We start from the raw sequence: 20,865 nt of genomic DNA on the forward strand, positions 1-20,865 counted from the left end.
CATGACCAATAAATCTCCAAAATTATTCTTACGTCAAAATTGTATTATCGATTGTACAAAGCATTGGAAACCAGGCACATTCCTAGAAATTGGTGCTGGCACAGGCCTAATGACACAGATGTTTTTATCCAGAGGCTTTTCAGGATACTGTTATGACCTCAGCCCTGAAAGCAGAGCTATTTTAAAAAACAGGTTGAATGAATTTACTGCTCAGGTTAAAATACTCACAAACTTAACGATAGCAACCAATAAAAATTTTAACTATTTATTTGCTTTTGAAGTATTAGAACATATAGAGGATGATTTGAACGCATTGCAATATTGGTCTCAATTCATACAAAGTAATGGAAAAATTATTGTTTCAGTACCTGCGCATAATAATAAGTTTTCTAAAGTCGATGAATTAGTTGGGCATGTCAGACGATATGAGAGAGATGATTTATTTAACTTGCTTAGCAAGGCAGGCTATCAAAACATAAAAATAATAAATTATGGGTACCCACTTACCGAATTTAGTCGTTATATTTCAACACGCCTTCTAAAAAATGATAATTCTGCTCAACTCATTCCTATTGCAGAACGAAATTTAAGGAGCAGCTACTCAAGACCAACCGTCATAAGCAACTACTTATCTAAAATCCCTGAAAATATTTTCGCTCCTTTTAAATACATCCAAAGGTTATTTTATAAATTTTATTTTGGCGATGGCCTAGTTGCAGTTGCTGAAAAAATATAATATTAAATTAATTAAATCAATAACAAGTGACCTTAGCCATTAACACTACAACCAAAAACGAACTGCTCACTATACACCCTTGAAATTTTTGTCTACCAAGTCACTGGATAAGACACCTAAGCATAACCTGACAATACCGGCAACCGGCAACTCTATTGTGATTTTGCAGCCAAATATTCCAACATATCTTCGTTATGCACACGCTGATAGATAGCCTCTACAGACAACTTCAAGCCTATGGATTCAAAACTAACGTCATCGCCTAAATAATAGTGTTTTGGAAACCAACTTTCTTTTCGACTAAGCACTTCTACATCCACGCAGTCTTGTTCGATCATGACGTATTCTTGCAAACTTGGGATCGTGATGTAATTCGATAGCTTTGTGGTTCTGTCTTTTCTGCGGGTAGATTTAGACAACACTTCGACAATGATAATCGGCGTATCGGTAAAATAAGGCTCAAATTCGTTAAAATGACAATCAACGATTACATCGGGATAGAAAAAATTTAAGCCAACTTTGATTTTCATATCCGAGCCAAACGGTTCACAAGGTGAGTTTTTTAAATGGTCTTTAAACGCCGCTAAAACATTTATCGAGATACGCTGATGATTTCCACTTGTTCCCACCATCGCATGCACGTAACCATCAATGAGTTCATGCTTGGTTTCAGCGATCAATTCACCAGCCAAATATTCATCAACACTGATTAAATTATTTCGTTTTTCTGCAAGCATTTATATCACTCCGGTTGATATATAAAAAGCAGCACACACTGGTTTAGGAATGCGCGCAAATTAACTCGACCATTTAATTAACCTAGCCCTCTTCCGGCAGGAGGCAGCTGTCGCAAAAGCCCCCTCTCCTCGCGGGAGAGGGTTGGGGTGAGGGGGATAAATAATTTAAGCATCGGATTTATATACCCTCATCCTAACCTTCTCCTTTATGCCCTGCGGGTGCGGTGGGAGAAGGAACTGTTTTACCTTTTATGACAGTCTCTGGAGGGAGAGAAGACAAGGTGTTGAAGTTATTTCGTACGCATTCCTTAGAAAATTAAGGGGCTGAGCTGTTAAAACCTTCAGTCAAACACTTCATCCAATATAGCCGCATCCAACACCCTATCGGCCCAACGTTCTAATTGGCTTGTATTAGCTGTAGAAATTTTAGCTAACACATCACTATGCAATGCACCAAAGCGTCTGACTAACAATCTTTGCAATAAAAGTGCTTCTCCTTTTTCCACTCCCGTTTCTATGCCTTTTTCCAGGCCTTTCTGCTCGTGAGCCTTGGCCCATTCGTCAAATCGTTCTGCCAGTGTCATTTTCAGCTCCTTTAAGTCGTTGATTTTGGGTAGCACCAAGGTATTTTTGCTCTGCCGCAGCAAAACTGCTCTTATCCAGATGGCAAAGGTGCGTTTAAGTTCCGGTTGACCGTCCAGCCAATCATTTAGCTGGCCGATCAAGTCAATTAGTGCTTTGTCATTAATCGGATGTTCAAAGCGCATGACTGTGGCCACCAAGTTTTTCAAAGGCGGCAGATGTTTGTTGGGTAGTGTTTCATCTCGCTTGATGAGGTCTTGATACAGCAAACCCACGTATACCATCATCCGCACAGCCATAAAGGGATCGATATTACTTTGAAATTCGATCAGGATGTATAAATACACCCAGCTGTCCTCTAGTTTGACCCGCCAGACTACATCGTCGGCTCGGTGCCGAAAATCGTCTGTGACATAACTGCTAGGCAACTTTTCCAGCGTGTCATAGTTCAATCCATGCAACCACTCATCCGGAATAAATCCCAATACCAAATCTCGCACCAATTCCGGCGCGGAAAATAGCAATTTGTAGCTGGCATCGTATTCTTGTTTCTTAGACTGATTGTAGCGGAGTGCCGTCTAGGCGCCTAGTTCAAACAAACCACTATTAAAGTATGCCCTATTTCTGGAAATATGCCTCCATGTGTTAGGGGCAACGGTCACATTACTTCGGTGTATATTTCCAGGTAAAATAGCCGGCAACTTCAATGCCACCAAAATTATGACCCAACTTCCTGCCATTACTGTCTACGGCATCAAAAACTGCGACAGCATTAAAAAGACCAGAGTTTGGCTGGATAGCCGACAAATTGCCTATCGATTCCACGATTATCGGCTAGACGGACTAGAACCAACTTTATTACAGCATTTTATGGATACACTCGGCATGGACGCCGTGTTGAATCAACGCAGCACCAGCTGGCGACAACTCAACGACCAGCAAAAATGCGATTTAACCCCAGACAAAGCCCTGCGCTTGATGCTGGATACACCCACACTAATCAAGCGCCCAATTATTGCAATTGGAGAACAACTGCTTGTCGGCTTTAATCCTGATCAACTCACCGCACTCCTATGACTGAAAGCCTTTCCTTACTTAAAGAACTGATTCGTCGTGAATCTGTAACCCCCAACGATGCCGGTTGCCAGAATTTATTGGCTAAGCGCTTAACGCCGCTCGGCTTTTGCGATGAACGCATGAACTTTTCCGACACGCAAAATGTATGGCTGCGACGCGGACAAAATCCGCCCTTATTCGTATTTCTTGGGCATACTGACGTGGTTCCACCCGGCCCGCTTACGGCCTGGGATTCGCCGCCGTTTGAACCCACGCTTCGCGAAGGCAAACTATACGGTCGCGGCACGGCGGACATGAAAGGAGGCATTGCCGCTTTTATCACCGCTGTGGAACGTTTCATCGCTAAGCACCCAGATCATAAGGGCTCGATAGCCATCATGCTGACCAGTGACGAAGAAGGCATAGCCACGCATGGTGTGGTAAAAATGGTCGAGATTTTGCAGCAGCGCCAGGAAAAAATAGACTGGTGCCTGGTGGGTGAACCCTCCAGTGACCAAAAAATTGGCGATGTAATTCGCGTGGGTCGACGAGGTTCATTGTGCGCCAAGTTGACGGTATTTGGCATTCAAGGCCATGTGGCCTATCCTGATCTGGCAGAAAATCCAATTCACAGCTTCGCACCAGCCTTAAAAGAATTAACCGAAGAAACTTGGGATCACGGCAACGAATTTTTTCCGCCCACACGTTTACAGGTGTCTAATATTAACGGCGGCACCGGCGCAGAAAACATCATACCCGGACAACTGGAGATTCAATTTAACCTACGCTTTTGCACCGAGCTGGATGAAGCCATCATCAAAACCCGCACACAAGCGATACTGGATAAGTACGATTTTAAATACGATCTACAGTGGCGTCTGTCCGGCAATCCATTTTTAACATCCCAAGGTGAATTGATTGACGCCACGCATACGGCAATAAAATCCATCTGTGGCTTTGAGACACTGGATGACACCGGTGGCGGCACCTCTGACGGTCGTTTCATTGCGCCCACTGGTGCACAGGTAATTGAGCTTGGTCCTGTGAATGCCAGCATTCATAAGATCAATGAGCATATCGACCTGCAAGATCTAGAAACCTTGAGCCAAATTTACCAGCAAATTTTACTGAATTTGTTGGCTTGATATTTTGCAGGAGTACAAACCTAGGTTTGTACTCCTGGGTTTGACGCATTTTAAATCAAGCCGTGCTCGGCAAACGAATAAGGTAGGCCATCACCAACTATAAAATGATCTAACACCCGGATATCAAATAAGCCCAGGGCTTGTTTCAGCTTGTCGGTAATTTGCCTATCGGCTTGACTAGGTTCATTGATACCGGATGGATGATTGTGCGCAAAGATAACTGCGGCAGCGTGATGAAACAATGCCCGTTTCGCGACTTCTCTGGGGTAAACACTGGCACCGTCAATGGTGCCACGAAACAACTCTTCCCATTGAATCACTCGATGTTGGTTATCCAGAAACAAACAGGCAAACACCTCAAAACTGTATCCGCGCAACTGAGCACTAAGATAAGCACGGGTAATTTCCGGGCTGGTCAAGGCATTACCTCGTTTTAACACTTCTGAAAAATGACGTCGCGCCATTTCCAGTACCGCTTGCAATTGGGCGTATTTAGCATCACCCAGACCATGACTTTGACAAAAACGTTCTCGGTCTGCAGCCAACAATGCTTGCAATGAACCATATTCGCTGAGTAATCCCCGGGCCATATCCACGGCTGATTGCCCTACCGTACCCGTGCGTAAAAAAATCGCCAGTAATTCAGCATCGGTCAATGCTGCAGCGCCGCGTTGTAACAATTTCTCCCTTGGCCGCTCGTCTGCGGGCCAATCCTTGATGCTCATGTTTTGCTCCAATCCATTAAAACGTTATTAAGAATAGAAGAATCACGTCGAGTTTGCCATAATTCACCCTCTTAACCATTACGAGACACCATTATTACCACGCGAATTTTATTAGCTGTCTGCGGTGGCATAGCCGCTTACAAATCTGCCGAACTGGTGCGCCTGTTGCGCAAAAAAAATTGCCAGGTACGCGTGATAATGACGACTGCTGCTCAGCAATTTGTCACGCCTCTGACTTTTCAAGCTTTGAGCGGAAACCCAGTACATACCGAACTGTTCGATGCTGAACAGGAACAAGCCATGGGACATATTCATCTGGCGCGATGGGCAGACTTGCTGTTGATTGCCCCGGCTAGCGCAAATACCTTGGCTAAAATGGCACACGGTTTAGCTGATGATTTGTTATCGACATTGTATTTAGCTGCCGAATGCCCGGTATTCGTAGCCCCGGCAATGAATCAGGCTATGTGGAACAAAACGGTGACACAGGATAATCTGGCTCGTTTGCAACAGCATGGTGTCAAAGTGATTGGCCCGGCTTGTGGCGATCAGGCATGTGGCGAACAGGGTTTTGGCAGAATGCTTGAGCCGGCGCAAATCTGTGAGCAAATACTTGGCGCAAACAAATTAGCTTTGCAAGGCATCAAAATACTTATAAGCGCAGGCCCTACCCGCGAGCCATTGGACCCTGTGCGTTACATCACCAATCGCAGTTCCGGTAAAATGGGGTATGCATTGGCGGAAGCCGCTGTTGCAGCTGGTGCTGAGGTTACGCTGATTAGCGGCCCAGTGAATCTGCCCTCCCCCATGTCCGTAAATCTGTTAAAGGTAGAAACTGCCCAGCAAATGTTTGATGCCGTCATTAGCCAAGCCGACAACTTTGCAATCTATATTGGCGCAGCGGCAGTAGCGGATTACAGACCGGCTGAAATACAAAACCACAAGATTAAAAAACAACATGACGATGGCGTGATAGCCTTGGAAAAAAACCCGGACATCATCGCCACTGTCGCCAGTCTCCCCAACAAGCCCTTTGTGGTTGGCTTTGCTGCAGAAACCGATGACTTGGAAAACTATGCCACCACTAAACTGCGCAGCAAAAATCTGGATATGATTGCGGCAAACTGGGTGGGGCAAACAGAGGGTGGTTTTGACAGTGACAGGAATGCCTTGCAAGTGTATTGGTCCGGTGGCAGTCAGCATTTGGCCATGACAGACAAAAAACAATTGGCGCAGCAACTGCTTAGCCTAATCATCGAGAGAATGCATGAAAAAAATCCAGCTCAAACTGCTTGACCCACGCCTAGGCAAGAGTATCGATTTACCCAGTTATGCCACTCATGGCTCTGCCGGCCTGGATTTGCGGGCTTGTGTAGATCAAACTACTATCTTGCAGCCAGGCGAATCGACACTGATTCCAACCGGCCTGGCGATTCATATCGCCGATCCGCATTTAGCCGCTGTGTTGCTACCACGCTCAGGCCTAGGGCATAAACATGGCATAGTACTGGGCAATCTGGTGGGACTTATCGATTCGGATTACCAAGGCCAGGTGTTTGTTTCCTGTTGGAACCGCAGCAGCAAGGCCTTTACTATCGAGATAGGCGAACGTATTGCACAAATGGTGTTTGTGCCGGTCGTACAGGCTGAATTTGAATGTGTAACAGAATTTAACACTACCCAACGCGGTAGCGGCGGCTTCGGTCACAGTGGTCGTCATTAAATAATCTAGGAAACTTTAAGTCATGGGACGCATTTTCAGCATTATCGCCACCTTGTCTGCCGCAATGGTTTTACTGGCTGGCATGGGTGCCTATTGGTTTTCGACTGCCAGCGCCAAAAGCGCCGAAATGGATGCTGCCAACAGCGTTGCCAATAGTTTGGCCGTCAGCTTGTCCCTGCAACTCGACATTCTGCAAAAAAGCGTCGATGGCTTGGCGCAGTCTCCGGATGTGCTTGCAGCACTCAGCAGTGGCAACCCGGAAATCATTAAAGCCACCGCCGATAAACTACAAGCCGCTATTCCGCATATTCTTAGACTACGATTATTACTGCCCAACACTAATGAGATGGACACGTCACAAAACCCACCTATGGGGTTTGGTGACCTGGAAATGGTACACTCCAGCCTGACTGGCAAACCCAAACCGGTGATTCAGGGCAATGCAGAAGATCGCCACTTAGCGATTACCAGCGCTGTTAGCAACGGTCAACAAGTTATAGGCGTAATACTAGCCAGTCTTAACCCCAATTTAGCACAACAAATTATTGCAAAAACACCGTCCTACAATGGCTTGATAGAAGTCAAACAGGATCAACTGGTACTGGGTTCGATTGGCGATGTCAGTAAAAAAAATGACAACCCTAACCGTATTGAGGTGGCCAACAGCCGTTGGAAAATTGATGCATGGATAGACACCAGCACCAGCCTGACAGATTTTGGGGTTTTAAGCGGAATTATCCTAATACCCGCATTACTGGCGTGTCTGGCTTTTTTTGTCGGCTATCGCAAACTCAACGACTACTTCCACCAGGATCAAGGAAGTATTCTTAAAGCTGCCAAGGATCTGCTACAAGGGAAAACCGTTGGCAATTATCCTATGCAACTAAGTGAATTACAGCCCATTATTGCCGCAATGGTTCAATTCAAGCGCGTTATTGGTCAAGATGCTGTATCGCTGGACACAACTGAGGAAGCAAGCGATAAAGACTTTTTCGATGAGTCATTTGACATTGATTTTCTTGAAGAAAGCCTACCAGTAACAACCGAAGCGAACCTTAGCGCCCCCATCCCCAGCTCGGAAATGTCCACGCACACGGCCGTAACTATGCCTAGCATGGAAAGCTGGGACATGGATTTAACCAATTCAAGCACTGAGGTTGTATCAAGCAAACCCGCTGACGAGACAGCATTCGCTGCTTCAGAATCGTTAGCTGAAGACCAATCCGCGCTGACAAGTTTGTTCTGCGACTATGAGATCCGCGGTATTGCCGGCAAAAATCTTAACGAAGAAAATATTGCCAATATCGGTCGCGCTTTTGCCAGCGAAGCCAAACTGCTCAATATCGAGACCATAGTGGTAGCTCGCGATGGCCGTGATTCCAGCCCAAGCTTAACAGCCGCCTTGATCAAGGGTATCACAGCAACCGGCTGCGATGTGCTCGACATCGGCTTAGTGCCTACGCCCGTCATGTTTTTTGTCAGTCATCATAGCGCTGGACGAACCGGCATCATGGTTACAGGCAGTCATCATCCTGCAGAATACAATGGGTTAAAACTGATTCTAAATGGCGAACCTTTGTTACCTGAAAAAATTGCCGGTTTAAAAAATCGGCTGATCAACCACGATTATAGCCAGGAACAGCTCGGCTCAGTTGAGCAGAACAGCCTTTTTAGCAACGAATATATCGGCATTATTTCTGAGGACACGCATATCGTGCGACCGATGACAGTGGTGCTGGATTGCGCCAATGGCGCGACAGGCGAGTTTGGGCCTACCCTATTTAAAACGATAGGTTGCGATGTGGTTGAATTGTATTGTGACATTGACGGCCAATTCCCCAACCATCAACCCGACCCAGGAAACCCTAGCAATCTGGAAGCTTTAATCAAGGCTGTAAAGCTTAATAATGCCGACCTGGGGATTGCTTTTGATGGCAGCGGCGAACGTTTGGGTCTGGTGGACTCCAGTGGCCGTATCATCTGGGCCGATCGACAAATGATGCTGTTCGCCCGTGATGTGCTATCCATCAAACCCGGTACAGAAGCAATTTACGATGCTGCATGCTGCAGAAATCTTCCGGAACAAATCAAAAAGTGCGGCGGCCGCCCCGTACTATGTAAAAGCGGTTCTACCGCATTACAAACCCGTCTCAAACAAACGGGCGCTTCCATGGCCGGAGATATCAACGGTCACTTTTTGTTTAATGATCGCTGGTTTGGTTTTAACGACGCCCTGTATGCTGCAGTACGGATGGTAGAAATTCTCTCCGCTGAAACCCGCACTAGCAGCGAAATATTTAACGATCTGCCTGACAGCCTGATTACACCTATCATGCAGATTCCATTAGCAGAAGGTGAAAGCCATCTGTTTATCGAAAAAATGTTCAGCCTGGCCCAATTTAGTAATGCTGAAATTATTAAGATTGACGGCTTGCGGGCGGAGTTTCCCGATGGTTGGGGGTTGGTGCGAGCATCCGCCATTTCATCGGTATTATCATTACGTTTTGAAGCCGACAATCACGATGCCATGAAACGTATACAGACTGAATTTAAGTCGCTGATGTTGCAAGTTAAACCCAACATTTCCCTTCCATTTTAAATCTATTTATGAAAGAAAAAACTGCCCACCAGATTGCTCATGTGCTGATCGAAGCCTTACCTTACATTCAAAAGTTTAAGGGTAAGACGGTTGTGATTAAATATGGCGGCAATGCCATGATCGACGAAAATCTCAAGCACAGTTTTGCCCGCGATATTGTCATAATGAAACTGGTGGGTATCAATCCTATCGTGGTACACGGTGGCGGCCCACAAATCGGCGATTTATTGAAACGACTGGGTAAAACCTCAGAATTTATCGACGGCATGCGAGTTACCGACAGCGAAACCATGGATGTGGTGGAAATGGTATTAGGAGGCCTGGTTAACAAAGAAATCGTCAACATGATAAATATGCAGGGCGGCAAGGCGGTAGGCTTAACCGGCAAAGACGGCAATTTCATTCATGCTCGTAAAATTAACATCACCAGGGCGGGCGCCAACCTGGAGGACGCTCCTGAAATCATTGACTTAGGCCATGTCGGTGAAGTCAGCAGCATTGATCCTGCCGTGGTAGAAATGCTCGGCAACAGTGATTTTATTCCTGTGATTGCCCCCATCGGAGTGGGTAAGGACGGACATTCTTATAATATCAATGCCGATCTTGTCGCCGGCAAAGTAGCCGAAGTGTTAAAGGCCGAGAAGTTGATACTATTGACCAACATCCCCGGCATCATGGATAAAGCCGGTAACCTGCTGACCGGATTAAGTTTGACTGACATCGATAACCTAATTGAAGATGGCACCATTTCCGGCGGCATGATCCCGAAAACTCGCTGTGCCACCGACGCGCTAAAAGGCGGCGTTAATAGCGTACACATCATAGATGGCCGCATCGAGCATTCAGTTTTACTGGAATTATTTACCGACCAGGGTATCGGTACATTAATGTTGAGACGATAACTGCAGCTGTATGTAACTAGCAAAGCCTCGACGTATGCTCTTGGCTTTTTCGCTAGCGCACAATTCTTTACCGAGACTGGATGACTTACAGCGAATATCCAAAAATATCTGCTGACCATCGCCCAGCAATAATCTGGAGACGGATAAACTCATATCAGCATCATTTGAAGCTGCAGCGCTCATGATGAGTTTTTCTGTTTCTACGTCCCGACCTGTGGTGGCGTAATTATTGACAAATTCGCCGGCAATCTTCCAGGCTTTGTCGCACTCTTGCGCATCCTGACAAACAAATAAGCCCAGTTCGTTATTAGTACTGCTAAATGCTTGGGCGTCAACTTGCGTTTTATCCGTGTTATATCCTCGGGTCAAAAACTCAAACCGTGTGATATCTGCTTGAAAACCTTTTTCGACTTCTTGCCGTTTTATCTCATATCGCGTCACTTCCTGACTACTGAGTACGATCTGTTCACGAGTTGCTCGAATCTCCGCCAATAGTTTTTCCGGCACCTTTTGCCCATTGCGCTCATGATTGGCTGCTTGCAGTTGCTGTTGCGACAATTGTGTTTCATAGCGCTCGATATTGCCTTCCAGCCTTTTTTTTTCACCATCCATCAGGCTAAACTTGTTTTCCATAGCCCGATTTAAGTCATCAATGCTGCGATAGGTGGCCAACAATACCTTGTCATCAGCCGCCTGCTTGGCAATCACTTTTTCCTGTTCTTTACGCAAGACTTCAAGCCGCTTTTGCTGAGCCAGTTCTTCCGCTGTCTTGGCCTTTTCCACTACATCCAACACGCGAGCCTTGTCATTTAAAGTTTCGCGCTTATGCTGTACCTGATCGGGCGGTACCTGATCGGAAAAAAACACTTTGCCATTTTCATCTACCCAGCGATACATTTTTTTGGCATAGCTATCCGCGCCGCTTAGCAATAACGGAAGAATCAGCATGTATGCAATGAATTGAGGCTTGGTGAACATGGCCTTGAATTAGCTTAATAGCCCTGCCAATTCATGCAAGGGCGGCAAAATCATCATTTTTGCCAATTGTAACAATACCAAAGCCGCTAAAGGCGAAAGATCGATGCCGCCTAAATTGGGCATCACCCGGCGACAAACGTTCAAAAGTGGATCGGTCAGGTTATAAAGCAAAGAGGATGCACCGCCATAACTACCAGCTGCAAACCAGCTGAGAATGGCCCCGGCAAAAATAGCATAGACAAAAATATCTAACACCATTTTCAATAAATCGGTAAACGACAGTATGGTTAACGCCAGGATACTGATAGCCACGCCTTTGACAGCCAAAATGGCAAAGTTGGCTAGTATTTGCAAAACCAGTGCCAACAGCAAAGTAGAACTATCAATCCGGCCCACCGACGGCACAAAACGCCTTATTATTCGCAAAGGTGGATGAGTGATTTTGACTAAAAACTGCGAAATCGGATTGTAAAAATCAGCCTGCGTCCACTGTAATAAAAACCGTAGCATGACGGCCAGAATATAAAGTGAACATAGGGTGTCGATTAAAAACACTAGCGGGTCTGTCACGTAATTAGATCCCATCAGTCGGCTCCCAGCTGCTTGGACATTTCAATGGAACGTTCTTTAGCCGCTTGCAGGGCTTTGGACACCAATTCGGCAAAACCGTTTTCCTGAAAGGTTTCAATAGCTTTTTGCGTGGTTCCTCCGGGTGAAGTGACCCGCTCACGCAATAGTGCAGGTGATTCAGCGGATTCCAAGGCAATTTTGGCCGCACCTAATGCAGTTTGCTGAACCAACAATCTTGCCGTATGTTCGTCCAAGCCCATCGTTACAGCCGCTTGTTCCATAGCTTCCATCATCAGGAAAAAATAAGCCGGTCCACTACCGGAAACCGCTGTTACAGCATCCAACTGAGCTTCATCATCTACCCACAATGCCAAACCCACAGCCCGTAAAATATTCTCTGCCAGATCCTTTTCTTCCTCGTCGACATTGGCATTGGCATGCAAAGCGGTTGCCCCAGTCAACACCAATGCAGGCGTGTTGGGCATGCAACGCACGATAGCCACATCACTACCCAGCCATAAGGCCAGACTGGTTTGAGAAATACCTGCGGCAATGGATACCACCAGTGATTTTTTTTGCTGTACTGCAGGCGCGATTTGTAACAGTACTTCACGCATAGCTTGTGGCTTAACCGCCAGCACCACCACATCCACTTCCTGAACAATTTTATTGTTATCGTTGGATACATTGACGTTTAGATGGTCACGATGCGATTGCAGAATGGTCGCAGCAGTGTCTGATACCCAAATTTGTTGCGGCGAATGGCCGCTGGCAATTAAGCCACTCATCAGACTGGTTGCCATGTTACCGCCACCAATAAAACCGATTGTTCTTGTTTTCATAGCTGATTAAATAATGTTGAATCTAATGATCTAAGTAAAGTTTATGCATTCTACATGAGTATGGAGCCACTTTAGCAAATCTCAAGGAGATGATTAATGTTCAGTTAGATGTCGAATGCGAATACCTGATAAGCCTAAAGCAAACAGATAAACCAGCATCGCTAATCCGACAGCTATCGTCAATTGCAAACCTCTTTGCGACACATCCCAGCCCAACCAGTTTTGTGCATCGACAAAATACAGTAAAAACAATGCCATGCAGCCGCAGGCCAACACCACACGCAAAATAAACAATCCCCAGCCGCTCCCTGGTTGATAAACCTTTTGCTTTAGCAAAGTGGCTAATAAAAGCCCGGCATTCAGGTAAGCCGACAATGTAGTAGCCAACGCCACCCCTGCATGCGCTAATGGAAACACCAACACCAGATTGAGTAGCACATTACTAAGAATGGAATACAGTCCAAATCGCACCGGCGTTTTGGTATCCAGTCGTGAGGTAAACCCCGGCACCAATACCTTGATTAAAATAAATGCCAACAAACCCAAGGCAAACGCCATTAAACTTTTACCCGCCATGTCTACATCGATAGCGCTAAATTCATTATATTGAAACAAAGTCGATAATAACGGTCGCGCCAGCAATACCAAGCCCAGAGTGGCCGGTAAGCCAATTAAAACCACCAGCTTAAGCCCCCAATCCAATGACTTGGAAAAAGCCACACTATCATCGGCAGCATGATTTTTAGATAAACTGGGCAAAACCACAGTCGCTATTGCCACGCCCAATATGCCTAAGGGAAATTCGACCAAACGATCGGAATAGTATAGCCAGGAGACACTACCAGAGCTTAAAAACGACGCCACCAAAGTATCGAAAAGCAAATTCACCTGCACCACTGACACAGCAAAAATCGCCGGCACCATCAGCTTAATTACACGTCGAACACCCGCATCACCCCAACCCCATCGAAATCGAGGCAACAAACCCAGTTTCCACACAGCAGGAATTTGAAATAGCATCTGCAGCAAGCCGGCAGCAAACACCCCCCAGGCTAATGCCAGAATGGGTTGCCCAAACAATGGCGCCAACCATATTGCAGCGATAATCATACAAATATTCAGCAAAACTGGTGTTATTGCAGGCACTGCAAACTTGGCATGCGTGTTTAAAATCGAACCAGCAAAGGCTGTTAGCGAAATGAACAATAAGTAAGGAAAGGTGATGCGTAACATGGCGACAGCCATAGAATATTGATCGCCTTCCCACAAAAAACCAGGCGCAAAAAACAGAATCAAAAGCGGAGTAGCAATAATACCTGCCAACGTCAGCATCAACAGTATTCCAGCCAAGGTACCGGCGGTACGGTCTATGAAAAGCTTTAGTTCCCGCTGATCACCAGTTTGTTTATAATCCATCAAAACCGGCACAAAAGCATGCGCAAAAGCACCTTCGGCAAATAAGCGTCGCAGGAAATTAGGGATTTTAAAGGCTACAAAGAAAGCATCGGTAGCGGCACTGACGCCAAAAAGATTGGCAATCAGCATGTCACGTACAAAACCCATGATGCGTGAAATCAAGGTCATACTACTCACAATAGCCGTAGATTTATAAAGCTGCTTACTCAATGCCGTCCTCTCCTTGGATAAAACGAAATTTAAGGTATTAAAAGGTTGACAATCATAGCATCCAAAAAGATAATACACGGTTTCTAATTAACTCGATTTAACTGATACTTTATGGCTAATTCACCACAAGCTAAAAAAAGAGCGCGTCAGGCAGAGAAAAGCCGTATTCGCAATACTGGACAGCGCAGCAACCTTCGTACTTTCATCAAAAAAGTACTCGCCGCCGTCAGAGCTGGCGACAAAGAACAAGCACAAGCAGCTTTTAAAACTGCAATGCCGATTATAGATTCAGCCGTCACCAAGGGCTTGATTCACAAAAATAAAGCAGCGCGCAGCAAAAGCCGACTGAACACCAGATTACGCGCAATGGCTTAATCGTCAATCGATTATAAATTGCAAAAGGCCGATGTCACTTCTGACATTGGCCTTTTTTATGCTCTAACCTCATTAAAACCATTAGGTTTCGCATAGCCTGCAATCATCCTGTACAGACTTTGGCTTCAGAATTAAAGCGCCAAGCCTTCCATAACATGCGCCTTGGAGCGAACAGGATGCAGATTGAGCCCTGCATGCATGCTTAGTCTGTGAAAGTTTTCTGAACGCTCGGACATAGACGCCGCCGCCAACATCAACTCCAATTCCACCGATGGGACTTGGCGCATAAAGCGTCTTACCAATTCCGCATCCACCCCATCACCGCCAAACTCGCCTAAAGCCAGTGAGCGCGAAAAGCCGTAAAACTGCCGAATGCGATTCTCGCACAGCTGGGCATGACGTCCACGACGAGTAAAATCCTTCAGTGACTCAGTGACCGCCAAGGCCGTGATAGAGGCATTGTAAAAGGCGTTTAACACCCCATGAGAATAAATGGGATCAACAAAGGACGCTGCATCGCCGATGCAATAAAAATTCTCCCCGCACAAACGGGTAGAATAATAAGAATAATCCGGTCGCTGACTAAATGAGCCGGGCAAGTATTCAGCATTATCCAGTAAACGCTCCAGGTAAGGCGCCTTCTTTAAGGTGTCCAGGAAAAAACCTTCCCGTTCCGATTTATCCATGGCTCGCGCCCGCTCAGTGTTGATGACCAGGCCTACACTGGCGTATTGGCGCATGGCGATATGCCAGATCCAGCCATCCTCAAACGAGGTAACAAAAGTTACCGGGCGAACAGTATTGACTTCACTGGCAGGATAACTGCGACCATCAGCAGCGACATAACGAGAACCTTTAAAATGCCCCCATAAGGACAAGAAGCGCATACTCGAATCCACCAGCCGTTTGGATTTAAACTTACCTGCCAATACTGCAGACGCCCCACTAGCATCAATGACGAAGCGACAGGTAATATTGCCTTCAACCGCATCCCCTCCCCGCCTATCTACATAGCCTATATTGGGAGAGTCTAAATCTAACCTTACCTTACGAACGGCCACCTGTTGAAAAACACTTACACCCAGATTTTCCGCATGTTTCAACAACAGCTGATCAAAAATGTCTCGTTCCACATGCAAAGCTGGCCGATCAAAACCGAATTCGGAAAAGGCAATCCGGCTAATATTTCCATTCCAGACTGTGATGCCACCTGCCTTGGCGACAAAGCCCTCCCGCTCAATCAGAGCAGAAACCCCGGTCTTATCAGCATATTTCCAGACGTGAGGAATCAGACTTTCACCCACTTGCGGACGCGGATGTAAAGCTTTCTCCAATAACACCACATCAATACCCTGCTTAGCCAGTAAAGCCGCAACACTGGAACCGGCTGGACCACCGCCAATAACCAGCACATCGCAGCGACTAGGAATTTTAGAATTAGTCGACAATATTTTCTACCTTATCGTTTTTGAAGTTCACGATAAAACGATTGAAGCGATTGGACCAATAAGTCCAGGAATTGGCTTCCAGCGTAGGAGTTTCATGCTGAGGCGGATAGCCAATAGCTGCCAGCACGGCTTGTTTGCTCATACCTGGCTTGACTTGGCCCGACAAAATACTTTCCTGCTCAGCTTTCGTAAACACACTAAGATCCACTTTGTTTGTGCCGGCAATTTTGCTAAAAGCAATCGCCATACTGTCTTTGGTAAACTTGGGCACATTTTCGATAGTCAGCGGTTGGCCGGTTGCCTGTAGCTTAAGCAAGGCAGTATCAGAGTCTATGGAAAGTAGGTTGACTGGCGTATTAATAGGGATCAATACGCCTTTACGGTAATTAGTGGTGCGAAAATTATTTTTTTCCTGGTATAGACTGAATTGGGTGTAATAAACCTGCAGAGGCTGAACAGCCAGCCCCTGCTCATCGGGCTTGAGGTCTTTTTTACAGCCCAGCAATAAAACCGTAAGGCCGAATAAAATCAAAATGGCTTTTTTTGCAAACATTCGCACACCTCTCTTTTTAAACAAACATATAAATAACTACCAACTCAGACATATCACCGTAGACAGTGCGTCCAATAATACACGCAAGAAAACCATAGGAATAGTAAAGCGCCAGCTATAAATAACTGGCACTTAACCCAGGATATGTTTCATTTGACCAAGCTGCTTTCTAATCGCCCCCACCTTCCCAAGTAAAATTCTCGCCAAACAAATTCAATGCAAAAATCTTACACAACCTCAAAACCAATTCAAATATTAATTGAACATTGTTTATTTAATAATTATAGTATCGCCTGCAAATCACAATTCGTCTGCTAAGATGCGCCCCCAGGAGGCATAATAATGTTAAAGAAATTTCTGCACTGGCTACTGACACTGCTTTTTCGCGTCAAAATAAATGGCCTGGATAATTACCATCAAGCCGGTGAGCGGGTATTAATTGTATCCAACCACGTTTCGTTTCTTGACCCACTTTTGCTGGGCGTATTTTTACCGGACGACATCACATTTGCCATTGATACCCAAATTTCCCAGCGCTGGTGGCTACAACCTTTCCTGCGCTTATCCAAAGTATTTCCGATGGACCCGACCCATCCGCTGTCATTAAAAGCCCTGATTCATCACCTGCAAAACGATACCAAAACCGTCATTTTCCCCGAGGGGCGCATCACCGTCACCGGCTCGATGATGAAAATATACGACGGCACCGGCATGGTAGCTGATAAATCCGGCGCAACGATTTTACCGGTTCGCATCGAGGGCGCTGAATACAGCCATTTTTCCAAGCTGAAAAATATCGTGCGTTTGCGCTGGTTTCCGAAAATCACTATCCACATCATGCCGCCCACCCGTATCGATACCCACGGCGAATTTACCGGCAAAGCCCGACGTAAACACAGTGGCCACATTCTGACCGACATCATGACTGAAATGATGTTCGTTACCAGCCACTATCAACAAACCATCTTCTCCGGTTTATTAGCAGCTCGTCGGCTACACGGTGGCAAACATACCGTGGCGGAAGACTTGGATCGGCAACCGTTGAGTTACGATGACCTGATAACGCGCAGCATCATATTGGGTAAGCTAATCAAACCATTGACCAGCACAGCTGAAAATGTTGGTGTATTTCTGCCCAATTCGACCAAAACCCTGTGTGCCATATTAGGCTTGCAGTTATACGGCAGAGTACCCGCGATGCTAAATTACTCCACAGGTTCCGTTGGTATGGCTTCGGCTTGCCAAACCGGCAAAGTCAACTTGGTGCTAACCTCACGCAAGTTCATAGAATTAGCGCATCTAGAACACGAAGCCGCAGCGTTGGCCGAGCGGGTTAAATTGGTTTACCTGGAAGATCTGGCTAGATCACTGTCAGGCCTTGATAAACTAACAGCTCTGATACAGGCCAAAACCGCTGATTATTGGTACAAAAGTCACTTTTACGATAGCGATGATGCTGCAGTGGTGTTGTTTACCTCCGGCTCAGAAGGGGCACCCAAAGGCGTAGTGCTATCGCACGCGAATGTGCTGGCCAATCATCAGCAAATAAAGTCCCGCATCGACTTTAACCCTACCGACGTAGTGCTAAATTTTTTACCAATGTTTCATTCTTTTGGGTTTACTGTCGGCACCCTGCTACCGGTTATGAATGGCATGACCACATTTTTTTATCCTTCGCCGCTGCACTATGCGGTGATTCCGGAAATGGCTTACGAAGTGGGCGCCACCATTATGTTTGGCACCAACACCTTCCTGGCCGCTTATGCCAAAAAAGCCCATCCTTACGATTTTTTCAGTCTTCGCTACGTGGTAGCCGGTGCTGAAAAGCTGCATGAAAACACCCGCAGCCTGTGGCTGAATAAATTCGGCATTCGTGTCCTGGAAGGCTATGGTGCCACCGAAACTTCCCCAGTCACTTCCGTCAACACACCTATGGATTACAAAGCAGGTACGGTCGGCCGCTTCATGCCGGATATGCTGCACAAGCTCGAGTCCATACCCGGCATCGAAACAGGCGGCAAACTACATGTGGCCGGCCCCAATATCATGAAGGGCTATTTGCTGCCGGATAATCCCGGCGTCCTGGTGCCGCCCTGTTCACTATACGGCGAAGGCTGGTATGACACCGGTGACATTGTTAATGTGGATGAAGAAGGATTTATTAGCATACAAGGCCGCAGCAAGCGTTTCGCTAAAATCAGCGGCGAAATGGTCTCATTGACCGCCGTGGAACAATTGGCAAGCCATGCATGGCCGACCGCCTTACACGCCGTAGTCAGCCTGCCTGACCCTAAAAAGGGCGAGCAATTAGTGTTATTGACTACACTACACAACCCAACGCCATCCCCAAACAATTAGCCGAAGCCTCACCCGGTGTAGCCTCGATAACTTTGCCCAAAAAAGTATTTGTGGTGGAAAAAGTGCCGGTATTGCCAACGGGTAAAACCGATTACCTAGCCGCTACTGAGCTGGCGGCTAAACTCATCACTAGCGAGGCGTAAATCAGCATGAGCAAATACATCTACCCTCTTCTGATCGCCCAGTTTTTATCGGCATTTGCCGATAACGCCATTTTATTTACCGTCATCGCTTTGGTGATGCAAACAGCCGAGCCGGCCAGTTGGTATATACCGGCCTTACAAAGCGTGTTCTTAATCGCCTTTGTAGTTTTGGCACCCTGGGTGGGCGCATTTGCCGATAATTACGCTAAATCGAGGGTATTGATCGTCGCCAATATCATCAAGGCTGCAGGCGCCGGTTTATTGCTGATCAACATAGAACCCTTAATTGCCTATTGCCTGGTTGGGGTTGGCGCCGCTTTATACAGCCCGGCCAAATACGGTATTTTGCCGGAACTGGCTGGACACAACGGCCTGGTGAAAGCCAATAGCTGGATTGAAGGCTCGACAATATTAGCTATTTTGACCGGCATGGTGGTAGGGGCAAAAGTCGCCGATTATTCGATTACCTGGGCCTTATTGGGCACTGTGGTTTTATATTTGATATCTGCAGCAACCACTTTGTTTTTACCCACCAACATCAGCCGTAAACCGGCTCCCGGTTCGAAAGTTGTGCTGTTTTTTCAGGAAGTAGGCAGCTTTTTAGCCTTGCCACGTTCTCGCTTTGCCGTATTGGGTTCGTCGCTGTTTTGGGCTACAGCAGCATGCGTTCGTGTCATCATTATTGCATGGGCACCCTTGGTTTTAATGTCACATAACGCTAGCGACATTGCTAATCTGACTTTATTTCTGGCTTTAGGCATCATCGCCGGTTCAGCCTTGGTTCCGCGCTTGATTCCACTGGAACATTTACGCCGCGCCCGCATTCCTGCCTATTTGATGGCATTGTTAATCATGTGCTTGAGTTTTACCGAGGCTGTTTGGCCGGCACGTATGGTGCTGTTTTTGATGGGTACTGCAGGTGGTATGTTTATCGTGCCTATCAATGCCGCCTTACAGGAAATAGGCCAACAAAGTATTGGTAGCGGTGGCGCAGTAGCCATGCAAAATTTCTTTCAGAATGTTGCCATGTTGCTATCGGTAGGTACGTATACCTTTGCTGCCTCACAGCAAGTCAGTCCGATTGCGGCCTTGCTGACATTAGGTGGCTTAATGTGGTTGTCTACATTTTTGGTTGTACTGCGTCTGCCGGATATTTCGTCCGCAACAGCCCGAAAATAAAACTTTGTACCAACAATTTTACCGTGGTCTCGGCGTTTTCGGCGCCGACTCTGCCAAGGCTGCCATTCAAAGACAACACACAAACACCATGCACTCCGCTCCATAAAGCACGCGCTGCCAAATGTGCCTGTTCAACAGAATGATCCGGAAGTAGCTGAAGAAACAAGTCTTCTACCACACCAAACACATCATTAATTTTCTGTTGATACCACTCCGGCGCAGGTGCATCATTGATGGCTTCGAAAATCATACGCCAGCGATTAAAATTTTTATGTGCAAAGGCCAGATAAATATCGGCTAAATGCTGAATATGTTCTTCGACCGTCTCACCGACTTCAGCGTTACGTAATTGCTCATCTATTACATCCAGAGCCCGGCCTTTAACATGCATGATCAAATCATCCATGTTGGTAAATACCATATAAATACTACCGACAGTGTAGCCAATCTCCATGGCCACCTTACGCACCGTCAAGGCATTAAAACCTTCGTCAATAACAATATTTTCCGCTGCAGTCAGCACCATTTCCCGGATTTGCTCTTGGGTATGTTCACTTCTTCTAGCCATATTTGTCCTGAAAGATGCCA

Annotated in this window: 19 protein-coding genes and 2 pseudogenes; 10 read left to right on the forward strand and 11 right to left on the reverse strand. The window is 46.3% G+C overall.

Annotated features, from left to right (window positions below; genetic code table 11):
• The first annotated feature begins 1 nt into the window (after position 1).
• On the forward strand, positions 2 to 736 hold the full coding sequence (locus A1359_RS12065; protein WP_066983004.1) for a class I SAM-dependent methyltransferase: 735 nt from the start codon (positions 2 to 4) through the stop codon (positions 734 to 736).
• A 152-nt stretch (positions 737 to 888) separates the two neighbouring features.
• On the opposite strand, the gene A1359_RS12070 is transcribed toward A1359_RS12065, so the two are convergent.
• The 3 genes and pseudogenes from A1359_RS12070 to A1359_RS23480 form a co-directional block, all read right to left on the reverse strand.
• Positions 889 to 1,473, reverse strand: a complete 585-nt coding sequence (locus A1359_RS12070) for a Uma2 family endonuclease (RefSeq protein WP_066983007.1) — start codon at positions 1,471 to 1,473, stop codon at positions 889 to 891.
• 341 nt (positions 1,474 to 1,814) lie between these two features.
• Entirely contained in the window at positions 1,815 to 2,240 is a 426-nt protein-coding gene (locus A1359_RS23550; RefSeq protein ID WP_332310085.1) for a DUF4351 domain-containing protein, read from the reverse strand.
• 66 nt (positions 2,241 to 2,306) lie between these two features.
• Positions 2,307 to 2,588, reverse strand: a pseudogene (locus A1359_RS23480) (Rpn family recombination-promoting nuclease/putative transposase); the annotation flags it as partial.
• Positions 2,589 to 2,775: 187 nt separating this feature from the next.
• On the opposite strand from A1359_RS23480, the gene A1359_RS12080 reads away from it, so the two are divergent.
• Both A1359_RS12080 and dapE read left to right on the forward strand, forming a co-directional pair.
• Entirely contained in the window at positions 2,776 to 3,132 is a 357-nt protein-coding gene (locus A1359_RS12080) for an ArsC family reductase (RefSeq protein WP_066983112.1), read from the forward strand.
• Positions 3,129 to 4,256, forward strand: a complete 1,128-nt coding sequence (dapE, locus tag A1359_RS12085) for a succinyl-diaminopimelate desuccinylase (RefSeq protein WP_066983013.1) — start codon at positions 3,129 to 3,131, stop codon at positions 4,254 to 4,256. Before A1359_RS12080 ends, dapE begins: the two co-directional genes overlap by 4 nt.
• Before the next feature lie 50 nt (positions 4,257 to 4,306).
• On the opposite strand, the gene radC is transcribed toward dapE, so the two are convergent.
• The gene (gene radC, locus A1359_RS12090; protein ID WP_066983016.1) at positions 4,307 to 4,981 is read right to left on the reverse strand and encodes a RadC family protein; all 675 of its coding nucleotides are present in this window, start codon (positions 4,979 to 4,981) and stop codon (positions 4,307 to 4,309) included.
• 90 nt (positions 4,982 to 5,071) lie between these two features.
• On the opposite strand from radC, the gene coaBC reads away from it, so the two are divergent.
• From coaBC to argB, 4 genes are read left to right on the forward strand one after another with little or no spacing between them, the layout of a single operon-like run.
• Positions 5,072 to 6,277 carry a bifunctional phosphopantothenoylcysteine decarboxylase/phosphopantothenate--cysteine ligase CoaBC gene (gene coaBC, locus A1359_RS12095; protein WP_066983019.1) on the forward strand — a complete coding sequence of 402 codons (1,206 nt, stop codon included), beginning with the start codon at positions 5,072 to 5,074 and terminating at the stop codon, positions 6,275 to 6,277.
• Positions 6,249 to 6,704 (forward strand): dUTP diphosphatase, encoded by a 456-nt coding sequence (gene dut, locus A1359_RS12100; RefSeq protein WP_066983022.1) that lies wholly within the window; start codon positions 6,249 to 6,251, stop codon positions 6,702 to 6,704. The genes coaBC and dut overlap by 29 nt, the downstream gene beginning before the upstream one ends.
• A gap of 22 nt (positions 6,705 to 6,726) precedes the next feature.
• The gene (locus tag A1359_RS12105) at positions 6,727 to 9,303 is read left to right on the forward strand and encodes a phosphomannomutase/phosphoglucomutase (RefSeq protein WP_066983025.1); all 2,577 of its coding nucleotides are present in this window, start codon (positions 6,727 to 6,729) and stop codon (positions 9,301 to 9,303) included.
• 8 nt (positions 9,304 to 9,311) lie between these two features.
• Positions 9,312 to 10,205, forward strand: a complete 894-nt coding sequence (gene argB, locus A1359_RS12110; protein ID WP_066983028.1) for an acetylglutamate kinase — start codon at positions 9,312 to 9,314, stop codon at positions 10,203 to 10,205.
• Here argB and A1359_RS12115 read toward each other — a convergent pair.
• From A1359_RS12115 to murJ, 4 genes are all read right to left on the reverse strand, one after another.
• Positions 10,188 to 11,183, reverse strand: a complete 996-nt coding sequence (locus A1359_RS12115) for a DUF4124 domain-containing protein (RefSeq protein WP_066983031.1) — start codon at positions 11,181 to 11,183, stop codon at positions 10,188 to 10,190. The two genes, argB and A1359_RS12115, sit on opposite strands and share 18 nt — an antisense overlap.
• A 9-nt stretch (positions 11,184 to 11,192) precedes the next feature.
• Positions 11,193 to 11,768: a YggT family protein gene (locus A1359_RS12120; protein WP_066983035.1), complete on the reverse strand. Its 576-nt coding sequence runs from the start codon at positions 11,766 to 11,768 to the stop codon at positions 11,193 to 11,195.
• Positions 11,768 to 12,595, reverse strand: coding sequence for a pyrroline-5-carboxylate reductase (proC, locus tag A1359_RS12125; RefSeq protein WP_066983037.1), 828 nt, complete (start codon positions 12,593 to 12,595; stop codon positions 11,768 to 11,770). Before proC ends, A1359_RS12120 begins: the two co-directional genes overlap by 1 nt.
• Before the next feature lie 93 nt (positions 12,596 to 12,688).
• A complete protein-coding gene (murJ, locus tag A1359_RS12130) occupies positions 12,689 to 14,221 on the reverse strand; it encodes a murein biosynthesis integral membrane protein MurJ (protein ID WP_083960617.1) in 1,533 nt (510 codons plus the stop codon).
• Between the two features lie 111 nt (positions 14,222 to 14,332).
• On the opposite strand from murJ, the gene rpsT reads away from it, so the two are divergent.
• Positions 14,333 to 14,596 (forward strand): 30S ribosomal protein S20, encoded by a 264-nt coding sequence (gene rpsT / locus A1359_RS12135; protein WP_066983043.1) that lies wholly within the window; start codon positions 14,333 to 14,335, stop codon positions 14,594 to 14,596.
• A 131-nt stretch (positions 14,597 to 14,727) separates the two neighbouring features.
• Here the strand turns inward: rpsT and A1359_RS12140 are convergent, their stop codons facing one another.
• Together A1359_RS12140 and bamE are read right to left on the reverse strand one after the other, a co-directional pair.
• On the reverse strand, positions 14,728 to 16,044 hold the full coding sequence (locus tag A1359_RS12140) for an NAD(P)/FAD-dependent oxidoreductase (RefSeq protein ID WP_066983046.1): 1,317 nt from the start codon (positions 16,042 to 16,044) through the stop codon (positions 14,728 to 14,730).
• Positions 16,034 to 16,597, reverse strand: a complete 564-nt coding sequence (bamE, locus tag A1359_RS12145) for an outer membrane protein assembly factor BamE domain-containing protein (RefSeq protein WP_066983050.1) — start codon at positions 16,595 to 16,597, stop codon at positions 16,034 to 16,036. Before bamE ends, A1359_RS12140 begins: the two co-directional genes overlap by 11 nt.
• Positions 16,598 to 16,939: 342 nt before the next feature.
• On the opposite strand from bamE, the pseudogene A1359_RS12150 reads away from it, so the two are divergent.
• Both A1359_RS12150 and lplT read left to right on the forward strand, forming a co-directional pair.
• Positions 16,940 to 19,098 (forward strand): annotated as a pseudogene (locus A1359_RS12150) (AMP-binding protein).
• Between the two features lie 6 nt (positions 19,099 to 19,104).
• On the forward strand, positions 19,105 to 20,277 hold the full coding sequence (gene lplT / locus A1359_RS12155) for a lysophospholipid transporter LplT (RefSeq protein ID WP_066983053.1): 1,173 nt from the start codon (positions 19,105 to 19,107) through the stop codon (positions 20,275 to 20,277).
• Here the strand turns inward: lplT and A1359_RS12160 are convergent.
• Entirely contained in the window at positions 20,219 to 20,845 is a 627-nt protein-coding gene (locus A1359_RS12160) for a TetR/AcrR family transcriptional regulator (RefSeq protein ID WP_066983056.1), read from the reverse strand. The two genes, lplT and A1359_RS12160, sit on opposite strands and share 59 nt — an antisense overlap.
• Positions 20,846 to 20,865 lie beyond the last annotated feature (20 nt).

This window comes from Methylomonas lenta (assembly GCF_001644015.1).
Taxonomy (GTDB): Bacteria; Pseudomonadota; Gammaproteobacteria; order Methylococcales; family Methylomonadaceae; genus Methylomonas; species Methylomonas lenta.

Coding starts and splice junctions, on each gene's coding strand:
- A1359_RS12065 (WP_066983004.1), top strand. CDS start 2: ATGACCAATAAATCTCCAAAATTATTCTTACGTCAAAATTGTATTATC.
- proC (WP_066983037.1), bottom strand. CDS start 12,595: ATGAAAACAAGAACAATCGGTTTTATTGGTGGCGGTAACATGGCAACC.
- A1359_RS12080 (WP_066983112.1), top strand. CDS start 2,776: ATGACCCAACTTCCTGCCATTACTGTCTACGGCATCAAAAACTGCGAC.
- rpsT (WP_066983043.1), top strand. CDS start 14,333: ATGGCTAATTCACCACAAGCTAAAAAAAGAGCGCGTCAGGCAGAGAAA.
- A1359_RS12115 (WP_066983031.1), bottom strand. CDS start 11,183: ATGTTCACCAAGCCTCAATTCATTGCATACATGCTGATTCTTCCGTTA.
- A1359_RS12160 (WP_066983056.1), bottom strand. CDS start 20,845: ATGGCTAGAAGAAGTGAACATACCCAAGAGCAAATCCGGGAAATGGTG.
- dut (WP_066983022.1), top strand. CDS start 6,249: ATGAAAAAAATCCAGCTCAAACTGCTTGACCCACGCCTAGGCAAGAGT.
- A1359_RS12105 (WP_066983025.1), top strand. CDS start 6,727: ATGGGACGCATTTTCAGCATTATCGCCACCTTGTCTGCCGCAATGGTT.
- A1359_RS23550 (WP_332310085.1), bottom strand. CDS start 2,240: ATGCGCTTTGAACATCCGATTAATGACAAAGCACTAATTGACTTGATC.
- dapE (WP_066983013.1), top strand. CDS start 3,129: ATGACTGAAAGCCTTTCCTTACTTAAAGAACTGATTCGTCGTGAATCT.
- A1359_RS12120 (WP_066983035.1), bottom strand. CDS start 11,768: ATGGGATCTAATTACGTGACAGACCCGCTAGTGTTTTTAATCGACACC.
- argB (WP_066983028.1), top strand. CDS start 9,312: ATGAAAGAAAAAACTGCCCACCAGATTGCTCATGTGCTGATCGAAGCC.
- lplT (WP_066983053.1), top strand. CDS start 19,105: ATGAGCAAATACATCTACCCTCTTCTGATCGCCCAGTTTTTATCGGCA.
- radC (WP_066983016.1), bottom strand. CDS start 4,981: ATGAGCATCAAGGATTGGCCCGCAGACGAGCGGCCAAGGGAGAAATTG.
- bamE (WP_066983050.1), bottom strand. CDS start 16,597: ATGTTTGCAAAAAAAGCCATTTTGATTTTATTCGGCCTTACGGTTTTA.
- A1359_RS12070 (WP_066983007.1), bottom strand. CDS start 1,473: ATGCTTGCAGAAAAACGAAATAATTTAATCAGTGTTGATGAATATTTG.